We start from the raw sequence: 12,665 nt of genomic DNA on the forward strand, positions 1-12,665 counted from the left end.
CCATGCAAGACAAACTCCAAAACCTCCAATCCAAAATCACCCAAGCCCAATTGGGAGGTGGCGAAAAACGCATTGCCAAACAACACGCAAAAGGCAAACTAACCGCCAGAGAACGCATCGAATTGTTGATGGACGAAGGTAGTTTTGAAGAAATTGGGATGTTGGTGACACATCGCTCTAAGGACTTTGGGATGGAAAATCAGAAGTTTTTGGGAGATGGAGTCGTGACAGGTTATGGTACGATAAATGGGCGATTGACCTATGTTTTTTCGCAAGATTTCACCGTTTTTGGAGGCTCGCTCTCCGAAACACATGCCGAAAAAATCTGCAAAATCATGGATTTGGCGATGCAAAACGGTGCGCCTTTGATTGGGATGAACGATTCGGGAGGCGCAAGGATTCAAGAGGGCGTAAATTCTTTGGGAGGTTATGCCGATATTTTCCTCCGCAATACGCTGTCTTCTGGGGTGATTCCACAACTTTCTGCCATCATGGGCCCTTGTGCGGGCGGTGCGGTCTATTCTCCAGCGATTACCGACTTCATTTTGATGGTCGAAAACAGTTCCTACATGTATGTGACGGGTCCAAATGTGGTCAAAACGGTTACACATGAAACGGTGACACACGACGAATTGGGCGGAGCGACAACTCATGCAACGAAGTCGGGAGTCACACATTTTGCCTGCGCCAACGAAGTCGTTTGCATCAACACCCTCAAAGACTTGTTGAGCTATATGCCGCAAAACTGCGAAGAAGATGCACCTGTTTATCCCTACGAAGTCCAAAAAGACGAAACCCGTCCAGAATTGACCGATTTGTTGCCCGAATCACCAAACCAACCCTATGATATGCGAGAAGTCATTGAAGGAGTGGTAGATGGCGAATCGTTTTTGGAAGTGCATAAAGGCTATGCTGAAAACATGGTAGTGGGTTTTGCACGGATTGCAGGGCGGAGCATTGGAGTCGTGGCGAATCAACCTGCGTATTTGGCGGGCGTTTTGGATATCAATTCCTCCAAAAAAGGAGCGAGATTTGTGCGTTTTTGTGATGCCTTCAATATCCCCTTATTGGTCTTGGTGGACGTGCCAGGATTTTTGCCAGGAACGGATCAAGAATGGAACGCCATCATTACCAACGGTGCAAAATTGCTCTATGCCTTTAGTGAAGCGACTGTGCCTAAAGTGACGGTCATTACCCGAAAAGCCTATGGTGGGGCCTATGATGTGATGAACTCCAAACACATTGGCGCAGACCTCAACTTTGCTTGGCCCTCTGCCGAAATTGCAGTGATGGGTGCTTCGGGAGCTGCCGAGATTATTTTCCGCAATGAAATTGCTCAAGCCGAAGATCCCTCAGCCAAATTGCAGGAAAAAGTGGACGATTATACCGAAAAATTTGCGAACCCTTACCGTGCTGCCGAACGGGGTTTTATTGATGAGGTGATTCACCCCAAAGATACCCGCATCAAGTTGATTAAAGGATTCAAAATGCTGGAAAACAAGGTATTGAAGTTGCCCAAGAAGAAACATGGGAATATGCCGCTTTAGAACACCACCCCAAAAGCATTCTGGTAATCCAACCACATTTGTTCTTCGTATTCAAAAGCGAAATTCTCTGCAAGATTTTCTCCTCTTGGAGCTTTGCGTTTACTTTTTGTTTTGATTCGGTCGTAGTGATGTCCCAGTTCGTGGAGTAGGATGTGTAGGAGTTGATAGGCTTTGATTTGGTCGGTGGCAAATTCACAAAAGACACCGTTTTTTTGCTCGGTTGCCTTTATTCCAAGTCTATCGAACAGTTCCTTATGTGCTTGGTAATTGTGTTTCATTTCTCTATTTCTTTCACCGTCCCCACCAACTCCAAAAATTCCTTCCGATAGCCTTCTTTATCCTCTCCCTTTGCAGCTTTGCCCAAACGCTCCACGGTTGAATAAGAAGCAGTGCCTTTGTGTTCCGAATCTCGAAGCAACATCCCAAAAGAAGCGACCGCCGCCGAAAAGGTGAAATTGTCGGAAACCTGAGCGATTTGGTTGGTTTTGACAGAATGGGTCAATAACTTGCTGCTGTCCCAAGTTGGAGGTTTGTAGCGAAAATGGATGTTTACCCATTCGTCTTGTTTAAATTTGGTCGGTTTTCGCTCGGCTTCCTCATACTGCAATGGATTCACCTTCAAATCTTTCGCTTTTGGTTTGCCCTTCAATGGCACAATTTCGTAGAGTGCCGTGACGGTATGCCCTGCGCCAATTTCACCCGCATCTTTGGTGTCGTCTTGAAAATCTTGGGCTGCCAACAGGCGGTTTTCATAACCAATCAAACGATAGGAGGCAACCTTTGCAGGGTTGAATTCCACTTGAATTTTCACATCTTTGGCAATCGTAAAAAGCGTGCCACTCAGCTCGTTGAGCAATACTTTTTTGGCTTCCATGATATTGTCAATATAAGCGTAATTGCCATTTCCTTTGTCCGCCAATTTTTCCATTTTGGAGTCTTGGTAATTGCCTGTACCAAAGCCCAGTACAGTCAAATAAATGCCCGTTTGTCGTTTGTTCTCAATGAGTTCTACCAATGCTTCATCGGAGGAAATACCCACATTGAAGTCGCCATCTGTTGCCAAAATCACCCGATTGTTGCCGTCTTGTATCAATTGTTCTTGAGCAACTTTGTAGGCCAATTCAATCCCCGCTCCGCCTGCTGTCGAACCGCCTGCATTCAATCGGTCAAGGGCATCAAAAATCTGCAATTTGTCCGTTCCCGATGTGGGTGGCAAAACCAATCCTGCTGCCCCTGCATACACAACCACCGAAACTTTGTCTTGCGGACGCATCTGACGTGCCAACATTTTCAGTGATTCCTTCAATAGGGGCAATTTATTGGGTGAATCCATCGAACCCGATACATCCAATAGAAAGACCAAATTGTTGGCAGGAATGTTTTCTAAAGAAATATCCTTTCCCTGCAATCCAATGTGTAGCAAATAGTTGTCGGTGTTCCACGGACATTTTCCCATTTCGGTATTGATAGAAAAAGGATGTTCATCGGTCGGTTGTGGATAATCATAGTCGAAATAATTGACCATTTCTTCAATACGCACCGCATCTTTGGGCGGCAATTGCCCTCCATTAATAAATCGGCGAATGTTGCTATACGAAGCTTTGTCGACATCAATGCTGAAAGTGGAAAGGGGCTTTTCGGTGGATTTTTCAAAACCGTTTTCTGTGATTTTGTCGTATTGTTCTGTGTTCACCTCCTCGACTGCAATGAGAGGCGGTGGAGGAACAGGTCGGGCATTTGGAGCAACGATTGAAGGGTATGAAGGAGGAGGTGAATTTGGTGGAGGAATTGAATTGTATCGAATATTGGGCGAACCGCTATCTGTTCCCAAACTCCTCATTGTTTCTATGTTCAAATTTCCAACAGGTAAACCTGATTTTTTTTGATATTCGACCAAGGCTTGTTTGGTTTTTGCTCCCATCACATTGTCAACTGCGCCGACATCATAGCCTCTCGCCTTCAATGCTTGCTGAATTTCGGCAACTTTGGTTTGAGTGATTTTAGCTTCACAAAGCACTTCTACCCAATCGGTAAAGCCTCCTGGTCTGACCAGTTTTCGAGTTGCTACCGTACTATATTCAGCAGGAATTTCTACTACTTTTGTTGTTGCAGGAGTTTTGACAATTACTTTTTGTATGGTTCGGTAAACGGCAGGAATGGTGTTTTCTACAATTTGAGCAGAAGTTTTAACAACAGCTTTGGTGATGGTTTTGTATTCGGCGGGTATTTCTATTTCTTCGATTGTTGCAGGCTTTTGCAATAACTGACGGGTAAGGGTTTGGTATTCAGCAGGTATTTCTGTTAAACACATGGTTGTACAATCTTCAGGGTTTGCACTCAAACAACCTGCAATTGCTCTGCCTTTGCTCCACATTGTTCTTGCAGGTTGCACCAAAACTTGCTCGCTAATCGTATCAAAAACAGGTGCTTGATAAATCAACCGACTTGACGCTTCTTTAACCAACAGTTCTTCTGATCTGGTTTCAAATACAACTGGCACTAAATTCAGAACTGTATAAGCCTCTTTTTCGAGTATTTGTTCTTCAATGGTGTCGTAAACAGCAGGGATAATTTCGATTCGAGTGGCGGCTTCTTTGAGCAAAACCTGTTCTGTTATCGTTTCGTATTGGTCTGGAATCAAACATTTCGCATAACATTTGCCGGGCTGTGCATTGGAGGGAAGTTCGTTTTGGGCAGACAAAATAGAAGAATAAAACGAAAGAACGAAAAAAATAATGGGTAGTAATTGTCGCATAGTTTGATGGTTTTGCTGCAAGTTATTACCCATTTTACATTTTTACCAAATTTTATGCATCCATTAACGAAACATTAACGCTTTATTAACAATTCAAATTCTGTGTTTTTATCTGTCTTACTTGTTTTTTTGCAGAATAAGTAATACATTAGCATTAAGGGATTTATTAGACAACAAATGCTACATTTTTCATTCACTTCCATTTTCTCAAATCACAACTGATTTTGTTATGAAAAATTTATGTAGCTACTTTCTTATTTCCGTTATTTTTTGCCTCCTTCAATCGAATGTACTTCTTGCTCAAGAAGATACGATTCCGCCTATAATAAATATACTTAGTCCTGTTCCTGTTCCCATAGTAGTGGTGCCTTGTGATGGAGATTATACTGAATTTGGTGCAGAAGCGTATGATGAAGTAGATGGTTTTGTACCTGTAACGATAGGTGGGGATTGTATTTGTGAAACATATTCAGGCTCTTATTTTGTTACTTATACTGCAGAAGACGCAAGTGGAAATAGTTCAATAGAAGCTCGCTTAGTGATAGTTCAGGGGTCGTGTAATATATGGTGTGAACCTTACTGGGAATGCGACCATCATTATATTATCTCTCCACAAGTAACAAAAGCGCAAGATGATTTCATTGAAACAAACTCTAATCAACCCATTACCATTCCTGTTTTAGCCAATGATGAAGGCAAAAATTTAATCGTCAATAGCATTGTTTCAGAACCCAAATCAGGCACTGCAATGATAATTGATAATAAATGGATTGAATATCAACCTAATAATAATTTCGTTGGTGTTGATACAATGCTATATGAAATTAAAAGTTCTCACAATATACCAGATTACGGGCTTATAACTCAAGAAGATACTGCCCTTGTCATCATCGAAGTAGGCACAACTTCAATTGAAGCAAACCCAACTTACCCTTCCCTTCAAATTTTCCCAAACCCTGCAAAAGACCTACTCACCATTGAAGTAGGAACAGATTTGGCTGCAAAACGAAACGTTGAGTTATTGATTTTCAATACGGTAGGGCAATTGAAGGTAATTTATCCTGTGTCGAATGTCGGAACTTCAAAGGTTAACATCGAAGGTTTGCAGAAAGGATTGTACATCTTTCAGTTGAAGGCAAAGGGAGAAGTATTGGCGAATGGGAAAGTGTTGGTAGAGTGATTTTACTGTTTTTTTATATTTCAAATTTTTCCAACCATCAAAATATTTTCATTATGAAATACTTATTCACTTTATTTTTGCGAACAAATATACTTTTTATATTTTTCTTCTCGAATGTTGTTGATATTAATGCTCAAGAAGATACGATTCCGCCTGTGGTGACGGTTTTTGGGCCTGTGCCTATTCTTCAACATTGTGATAACAATTATATCGAATTTGGAGCAATAGCTTATGATGATGTGGATGGAGTTTTAGATGTTTCAGTAAGCAGCGATTGTATTTGTGATGTCTATTTTCACCCAAATACCTATGTTGTTACTTATACAGCAACAGATGCAAGTGGAAATATCGGAGAGGCATCTCGCTTGGTCATTGTTCAGGGGGAATGTAGCGGAGTTTGTCCCGATGATTTTTGTCCTCAAGAATTACTGATGAGTTATTTCTTTGCAGAAGATGATTTTGTTCAGACTCAAATAAATACAATTATTACCATACCCGTCTTAGCAAATGACTACGGGACAACTACTTCAAATCCAAGAGTGACAGATATACTAACAATTCCTAACCACGGAATCGCCACCATTATTGACGAACAATTGATTCAATATGAACCATACTTGGGTTATATAGGGCAAGATACTTTACAATACCAATCTAAAAACCATTCAGATTGGACCAGTAGAGCTTATGTCATCATCGAAGTAGGCACAACTTCAATTGAAGCAAACCCAACTTACCCTTCCCTTCAAATTTTCCCAAACCCTGCAAAAGACCTACTCACCATTGAAGCAGGAACAGGCTTGACTGCAAAACAAAATGTTGAGTTATTGATTTTCAATACGGTAGGGCAATTGCAGGTAAGTTATCCTATATCGAATGTCGGAACTTCAAAGGTTAACATCGAAGGTTTGCAGAAAGGATTGTACATCTTTCAGTTGAAGGCAAAGGGAGAAGTATTGGCGAATGGGAAAGTGTTGGTAGAGTGATTTTACTGTTTTTTTATATTTCAAATTTTTCCAACCATCAAAATATTTTCATTATGAAATACTTATTCACTTTATTTTTGCGAACAAATATACTTTTTATATTTTTCTTCTCGAATGTTGTTGATATTAATGCTCAAGAAGATACGATTCCGCCTGTGGTGACGCTTATAGATTCTTCTATCATTGTGATACCTTGTTATGGCAATTACATCGAATTTGGTGCAAATGCTATTGATAATATAGATGGAACTTTGGGGGTGAAAATTGGAGGCGATTGTGTTTGTACTGTTAATGCAGGCTCTTATATCGTAACTTATTCTGCCACAGATAATAGTGAAAATAGTTCAACAGAATATCGATTGGTAATTGTCCAAGGAAATTGTGAAGAATATTGTGACCCTAACTGTTCCGAACCTGATATATCACCAATTCCTTTAATCACTCAGAATGATTCTGCTTATACTCAAGTCAATACACCAGTCACTGTTTATGTATTGAACAATGATAACGGCATTAATATGAAAATAATTGAAATTCTTGATGGTGCTAATTTTGGAATAGCTACCATAGTTGAAGAAAGGCACATTAACTATATTCCTAATGATAATTTTGTAGGTATAGATTCATTTCAATACAAGGTAAAAAGTATACAGGATTGGACAGTTGGAAGTTTAACTTTTATAGATACTGCCCTTGTCATCATCGAAGTAGGCACAACTTCAATTGAAGCAAACCCAACTTACCCTTCCCTTCAAATTTTCCCAAACCCTGCAAAAAACCTACTCACCATTGAAGTAGGAACAGATTTGGCTGCAAAACGAAACGTTGAGTTATTGATTTTCAATACGGTAGGTCAATTGCAGGTAATTTATCCTGTGTCGAATGTCGGAACTTCAAAGGTTAACATCGAAGGTTTGCAGAAAGGATTGTACCTCTTTCAGTTGAAGGCAAAGGGAGAAGTATTGGCGAATGGGAAAGTGTTGGTAGAGTGATTTTTTTCGTACCTTGCTGATATGATGCACGTACCAGGACTTTACATCACCGAATCAGAAGGGCGAGGGCGAGGTGTTTTCACACTTCACCCATTGCAGAAAGGAGACATCATTGAGTTGTGTCCTGTCCTCATTATTCCTCCCAAAGACTACAAGCTGATTGACCAAACTTCTCTGTTTGACTATTATTTTATTTCTCCAAAACCCCATCCCCAAAGGTGTTTTGTGTTGGGCTACGGGTCTATTTACAACCACAGTTATACACCCAATGCGGAAATAGTCTTTGACATAGACAACCAAAAAATCGAAATACATTGTACTCGAATGATTGAGAAATGCAGTGAGATTTTTATTGACTACACAGGTGGCTTGAAAGATGCCCCCAAATTGTGGTTTGAGAATGTGGAAGAAAGTGAGATATTTACAGGCGAAAAGTGAACACCAAACACCATCCACGATGAAATTCTTCAAACGCTTTTTTCTCTTTTTGTTGGTTGTTTTTGCAGCAGCTTATGTATATGTATCTTGGGCTTTGTCCGACCGAATTTTGTTTCCCCATAGTTCGGACGCATTGACCAAATCCAGAATCATCTCTAATTGGGGAAAGACTTATGAATCCATGATGGCACTACTCCCCTCTCCAACAGACATTTCGGTCACTTCTTTTGACGGCATTCAAATCAAAGGAAAATATTTTCAAAAATCAGATACAACTCATTGTGTAGTCATTTTGGCGCATGGATGGACCGACACTTGGGCGGGTTCATTGAAGTATGTGCCTGCATTAGAGGACTGTCGTTGTGATTTGGTTTTGTACGATCATCGAGCGCATGGCGAAAGCGGGGGCATCTATGCTACGGGCGGTATCAAGGAATCCAAAGATTTATTGGCGGTGACGGATTGGGTAGAAAAAGAAAAAGGCTTAACTGATAAACAAATTGGTTGGTTGGGAGCATCTTGGGGGGCTGCAACTGTTTTGACGGCTGGAGCTGATGCTCGAAATGTGGCGTTCATCATTGCAGACGCACCGTTTCAGGATTGGTATTCAGCTATTTTTGAGCGAGCCAACCGTGATTATGGCATGGCGGCATCTGCTCTTTCGGTTGGGGTGATGGGTGTGGTCAATTGGCGGGCGGGAATAGATTACCATGAAGCAAATATCCTCGAAGCTGCTTCCAAAATTGAAGAACCTGTTTTGTTAATTCATTCTCAAACAGATGAACAGACCAACTCTCAACAATCGGTGAACATTGCCAAAAAATTGAAACCCAACAATTTCACCTTTCATCACTTGGATTGGGGCGGCGACCATACCCGTGATGTGTTGTTTCATACCGAAGAATACAAAGAATTGGTGAATGTGTTTTTGAAGGGATTGGAGGGAGATTTTTTGAAGCAATAGCTACCAATAAAAAGGCAAGACTTCGGAAGTTTCGTTGTTCAAAAGTTTAATTGCCATGTCAATAGCAGCCATTTGATTTTCTTAAAAGATAAACTTCTGAAGTCTTAAATCATTTAGACTTTGGACGAAGGAGCAAAGATGTAAGAAGTAAGAGTTTAATTAATTGATAACCAGTTATTTGTACTCAATCACATCAATAGGTTAAGGTTTTGATTATCAATTTTTTATATGTCGCATCTTGCTTCCTACTTCTTTCGTCCAAAGTCTAAAAATCATAGATTTTGTCATAGAAACACAAACAATTTTCAAAATACAAATATGAACTGCAAAACGACTTACTTTCTCTTTTTGACCGTTTGCCTTTTTATAGCAGTCAATCTGCAAGCCCAACCTTTGGCTGAGGCAAAACCCGAAACTGTGGGCATATCCTCTAAACAGTTGGAAAACATTGATGCCCTGTTTCAACAGTATATTGACAAAAACTGGCTACCAGGTGGCACTGTTTTGATTGCTCGAAAAGGTAAAGTTGCTTACTTCAAAACGTTTGGTAACAAGGACGTAGATGCGAAAATACCTTACCAAAAAGACGATATTTTTCGCTTGGCATCCATGACCAAAAGCGTGACAACCGTAGCCACTTTTATGCTCTTCGAAAAGGGATTGTTCCGTTTAGACGACCCTGTTTGGTGGTATTTGCCCGAATGGAAAGACGCAAAAGTGTTGGATAGCTTCAATGAGGCAGACAGCACTTACACAACGGTTGAAGCCAAAAATCCAATAACGATTCGACATTTATTGACGCACAGTTCGGGAATTTCCTACGATTTTATAAGCAAAGTTTCAGGAGCGATTTACGCCAAAAATGGTGCAACGGTGATGGATTTAGCGGGTCAAGGCATGACGACTGCAAGTATGTCTAAGCGGCTTTCAGAACAACCTTTGATGCACCAACCTGGTGAAAAATTTACTTATGGACACAGCACCGATGTTTTGGGCCGTTTGGTCGAAGTTTTGTCGGGACAGACTTTGGGGCAGTTTTGCAGTGAATACATTTTCAAGCCTTTGAGCATGAAAGAAACACATTTTTACTTACCCAAAAACTTATCTGCTCGTTTAGTTCCAGTTTATTATGAAGTACAAAACAAGGGTTTGAATAAACATGATATCCGTACCTATACCTATGCTTATCCAATGATGGAGGAAAGGGATTATTTTTCGGGAGGTGCAGGTTTGAGTTCGACAACAATGGATTATGCCATTTTTGCACAGATGTTGCTCAACAAGGGCAGCTACAATGGCAAGCATATTTTGGGACGAAAAACGGTAGAGTTGATGACTGCAACGGATCAATTGCAGCATTTGGGCATTGAAGACTATGGACTTATGGGGAAAAACGGGGCTACTTTTTCACTTGGTTTTTCGATGCTGACCGAATCCAGTCTTTCTCGCACATCAGGTTCTGTTGGTACTTTTGGTTGGGGTGGTATTTTCAACACAAAATATTGGGTAGATCCAGTTGAAGATATGGTGATGGTTGCCATGACTCAAGTGTATCCTTCTTATCACCCCGAATTTTGGGAGAAATTGTATGCGATTATTTATGGAGCTTTGGAAGATTGAAGTTGGTGATTGAGGAGTCAATTTTTCTTCATCAAGTTCCAAGCTGCTTTGGGCAAAAACTGCGAAATATCGCCATCGTTTTTGTAGATTTCACGAATGATGGTCGAACTGATGTGTCCGTATTGTGGTTGGCTGATTAGGAAAATGGTTTCCATATCAGGATAAAGGTCGTTGTTGAGTTGGGCAATGGGTTTTTCGTATTCAAAATCTAAGTTGGAGCGCAAGCCTCTCACCAAATATTTTGCGCCAATGTTTTTGCAGAACTCCACTGTCAATCCTTCGTAAGTAGCAGTTTTCACCTTTGGCTCATCTTCAAAGGTTGCTTCAATAAATGCCAATCTTTGTTCGAGCGAAAAGAGGTATTTTTTCTGAGAATTGATGCCTATCGCAACGATTACTTCATCAAAAAGAGGTACTGCCCTTTGAAGGATGTCTAAATGACCTTTGGTAATCGGGTCGAAAGAACCAGGAAAAACTGCTATTTTGGACATACGTTTGTAGTAATTAAAAAAGCTGTAGCTAATTATTTTGTACTGGTGGAATATCTGTTTGTTCTGTTTCTATTTCCACACTTGGAGCTTCAAAAATGCTGAATATGGTGGTGCCATAATTTCTCTTTTCCAAAAAATATGGGTGGTCATCAAACTTGTGCTTCGGATTATGCTCCAAAACGAGCCAACCCTCGGGCGCAATGATTTGATGTTCAAACACTTTATCTGGAATTGTGTCTAAATTGGTAAGCGGATAAGGTGGCCCAGCAAAAATCAAATCATACTGCAGTGGGTTGGTTCGCATAAATTTGAAAACATCCAACTGCACAATCTTGATGGGGAATTCCAGTTCTTCAACGATTCTATGGATAAATTTGATATTGCCTTTATCCACTTCAACCAGAGTGATGTCTTGACACCCCCTCGATGCAAATTCATAACTGATACTACCTGTACCTCCAAACAAATCCAACACTTTTGTGTATTCAAAATCAAAGGTATTGTAGAGAATGTTAAATAGCCCTTCTTTTGCACGGTCGGTTGTCGGACGAGCAGGGGTTTTGGAGGGAGGGGTAAATTTATAACCTTTGTGCTTGCCGCCAATGATTCTCATATTTGACAATTAATTTTGAAGAAAAAGTTTTTGATATACAAATAAATAGGGATTATCCATAAAATAATATCCTGATTTAGACTTTGGGCGAAAGTCTTTATGCTATAGAGGAACTTATTTTATTGGCTATACTAAAATCACTTAAGAAATACAGAACAAATTGAAGTGATAATGGTTGGGAATGACATCCAATTCGCTGCAATATTTGACCAAACTCGGTCGCTCACCAAACTCTAAGTGTTGTATGTATTTGGATAATAATTGGTAAGTTTTGTCATCAACTCCAATATCTCCAATCAAAACGCATGTATCGTTTTCAAAATCAAAACCTATATGCTTGGCAGCATTGAGCGTTTGATACAGTAAATGCTCTCCATTTTCATATTGATAAGAATTGGCGATCAGTAGTTTGTATCGGTAAATACCTACAACATCGACGTGATTTCTTTGAAGGTTGATATAAATTTTTCGACCTTCTACCATGCTGCTTGTTTTCAGGACTTCTTGAATCAAATGTGTTTGGCTGTGTTTGATGTCAAAAATTCCCAAGGTGCTTTCAAAGGTATCCAACAAGTAACTCTCTACTCCAAAAATATTGACAATTTTTGGTTCGTCAATAACATCGAAAAAATACTCAAGATTTCCTTCTGTATGATGATTGAAGCGGTGGTATTCTTCCATTTTTTGGCTGTCAAAAAAATCGTGTGGTACTAGAGTAAAATCGGCCGCATTGATTCCAACATTTATTTTTTTGAATTCTCGATTGAACAGTTCTTCTTGTTCCAAACACTCTTTGACCAATAGTTTGTAGGCAAAGAAGTTATTGATTTCCCGCAAACGATAGGACTTCAAAAATACGACTACATGGTCTTCATAATTGATGATGGCATAAGAAATTTCATCTCGCCCGATATAAACAGACAAAACATGGTTGTTGACATTGAGATTGTCAAAAAAACGATGTTTTATTTGGTGGTTTACCTGTATGTTGCTTAGTGTTTCCAGAGGTCAAGGTATTTAATGTATTGAACAAGAAAGCGATGCTATGAATAGGACATCATAGCATCGCTTTGTGAATG

Annotated in this window: 12 protein-coding genes; 7 read left to right on the top strand and 5 right to left on the bottom strand. The window is 40.1% G+C overall.

Going from position 1 to position 12,665, the window contains the following annotated elements; all coding sequences use genetic code 11:
• Positions 1-2: 2 nt before the first annotated feature.
• On the top strand, positions 3-1,547 hold the full coding sequence (locus R3E32_05845; protein ID MEZ4884244.1) for an acyl-CoA carboxylase subunit beta: 1,545 nt from the start codon (positions 3-5) through the stop codon (positions 1,545-1,547).
• Here the strand turns inward: R3E32_05845 and R3E32_05850 are convergent.
• Together R3E32_05850 and R3E32_05855 are read right to left on the bottom strand one after the other, a co-directional pair.
• Positions 1,544-1,825, bottom strand: a complete 282-nt coding sequence (locus R3E32_05850; GenBank protein MEZ4884245.1) for a hypothetical protein — start codon at positions 1,823-1,825, stop codon at positions 1,544-1,546. The two genes, R3E32_05845 and R3E32_05850, sit on opposite strands and share 4 nt — an antisense overlap.
• Positions 1,822-4,302, bottom strand: coding sequence for a von Willebrand factor type A domain-containing protein (locus R3E32_05855; protein MEZ4884246.1), 2,481 nt, complete (start codon positions 4,300-4,302; stop codon positions 1,822-1,824). Before R3E32_05855 ends, R3E32_05850 begins: the two co-directional genes overlap by 4 nt.
• 229 nt (positions 4,303-4,531) lie before the next feature.
• Here R3E32_05855 and R3E32_05860 point away from each other — a divergent pair, with 229 nt between their 5' ends.
• The 6 genes from R3E32_05860 to R3E32_05885 all read left to right on the top strand — a co-directional run bounded on the left by R3E32_05860 (position 4,532) and on the right by R3E32_05885 (position 10,482).
• Positions 4,532-5,482: a T9SS type A sorting domain-containing protein gene (locus R3E32_05860; GenBank protein ID MEZ4884247.1), complete on the top strand. Its 951-nt coding sequence runs from the start codon at positions 4,532-4,534 to the stop codon at positions 5,480-5,482.
• A gap of 53 nt (positions 5,483-5,535) precedes the next feature.
• Positions 5,536-6,468 (top strand): T9SS type A sorting domain-containing protein, encoded by a 933-nt coding sequence (locus tag R3E32_05865; GenBank protein ID MEZ4884248.1) that lies wholly within the window; start codon positions 5,536-5,538, stop codon positions 6,466-6,468.
• Positions 6,469-6,521: 53 nt separating this feature from the next.
• A complete protein-coding gene (locus R3E32_05870) occupies positions 6,522-7,460 on the top strand; it encodes a T9SS type A sorting domain-containing protein (GenBank protein MEZ4884249.1) in 939 nt (312 codons plus the stop codon).
• 21 nt (positions 7,461-7,481) lie between these two features.
• Entirely contained in the window at positions 7,482-7,898 is a 417-nt protein-coding gene (locus R3E32_05875; protein ID MEZ4884250.1) for an SET domain-containing protein-lysine N-methyltransferase, read from the top strand.
• A 19-nt stretch (positions 7,899-7,917) separates the two neighbouring features.
• On the top strand, positions 7,918-8,862 hold the full coding sequence (locus tag R3E32_05880; protein ID MEZ4884251.1) for an alpha/beta fold hydrolase: 945 nt from the start codon (positions 7,918-7,920) through the stop codon (positions 8,860-8,862).
• Between the two features lie 318 nt (positions 8,863-9,180).
• On the top strand, positions 9,181-10,482 hold the full coding sequence (locus R3E32_05885; GenBank protein MEZ4884252.1) for a serine hydrolase domain-containing protein: 1,302 nt from the start codon (positions 9,181-9,183) through the stop codon (positions 10,480-10,482).
• Positions 10,483-10,499: 17 nt separating this feature from the next.
• Here R3E32_05885 and coaD read toward each other — a convergent pair whose 3' ends face one another.
• The 3 genes from coaD to R3E32_05900 all read right to left on the bottom strand — a co-directional run bounded on the left by coaD (position 10,500) and on the right by R3E32_05900 (position 12,591).
• Complete coding sequence (coaD, locus tag R3E32_05890; GenBank protein MEZ4884253.1) at positions 10,500-10,973, bottom strand: pantetheine-phosphate adenylyltransferase; 474 nt, start codon at positions 10,971-10,973, stop codon at positions 10,500-10,502.
• Between the two features lie 28 nt (positions 10,974-11,001).
• Positions 11,002-11,586 (bottom strand): RsmD family RNA methyltransferase, encoded by a 585-nt coding sequence (locus tag R3E32_05895; GenBank protein MEZ4884254.1) that lies wholly within the window; start codon positions 11,584-11,586, stop codon positions 11,002-11,004.
• A 141-nt stretch (positions 11,587-11,727) separates the two neighbouring features.
• The gene (locus R3E32_05900) at positions 11,728-12,591 is read right to left on the bottom strand and encodes a DUF3822 family protein (protein ID MEZ4884255.1); all 864 of its coding nucleotides are present in this window, start codon (positions 12,589-12,591) and stop codon (positions 11,728-11,730) included.
• Positions 12,592-12,665: the final 74 nt, after the last annotated feature.

It is taken from the genome of Chitinophagales bacterium (assembly GCA_041392475.1).
Classification (GTDB): domain Bacteria; phylum Bacteroidota; class Bacteroidia; order Chitinophagales; family UBA2359; genus JAUHXA01.